Genomic DNA, 836 nt, shown 5'->3' with positions numbered 1-836 from the left:
GCCAGCGCCTTGCACCAGGCGCTGACGCTCAACACTCAGGCACTGTATGTGCGCCTGGCGGGACAACAAGAGCGTTATGAGCTGGACGGCCATTTCGCGCCCAAGGGGTTCGCGGATGAAGACCGTCTGTGGCCCAAGGGTGACAGTGCTTTCAGCGGTTATCAGTTGCTGCTGGAGTACTTCAGCTTTCGCGAGAAGTTCATGTTTGTGACGCTTTGTGGTCTGGAGCAACTGAGCATCGCTGCCGGTACGCCCTGGTTCGAACTGGACGTGGTGCTGCGTGAGGCATGGCCGCGCGAGTTCAGTGTGAGCAGCGAGCATATTCGTCTGCATGCCGTGCCGGTGATCAATCTGTTTGCGCTGGAGGCCGACCCGCTGACCCTGGCGCCGTTGCAAACGGATTATCTGCTGCGCCCCATGCGTCTGCAGGACGGCCATACCGAAATCTATTCAGTGGACCGGGTCACCTCCTCAAAAAACGCCGTGCGTCACGACTATGTGCCGTTCACCAGTTTTCGCCACAAGGGCGGCATGCTGCGCGACGATGCCCCCGAACGTTATTTTCATACCCGTTTGAAGCGCTCTGCCAAGGGCTTGCATGACACCTGGCTGATTCTGGGCGGTGATGGCTTCGACAAAGACCGATTGCACGGCAGCGAAAGCTTGTCGTTGCGCTTGACCGGCACCCATGGACTGTTACCGCGCAAAGCGCTGCAAAGCACCTTGCTCGACACCGTGGTGCAATCCACTCAGGTCGGCCTGCAGGTACGCAACCTGTGTGCCCCCAGCTTGCCTTGTTACCCGCCAAACCATGATCGCTTTCATTGGCGGGTGCT

1 protein-coding gene is annotated in these 836 nt (G+C 59.1%); it reads left to right on the top strand.

Annotated elements, in window-relative coordinates:
- A partial coding sequence (locus ACZYSM_RS29225; RefSeq protein WP_489077156.1) for a type VI secretion system baseplate subunit TssF occupies positions 1–836 on the top strand: 836 nt, incomplete at both ends.

The organism is Pseudomonas sp. F220, assembly GCF_057813935.1.
This window is presented reverse-complemented; position numbering and strand designations above follow the sequence as displayed.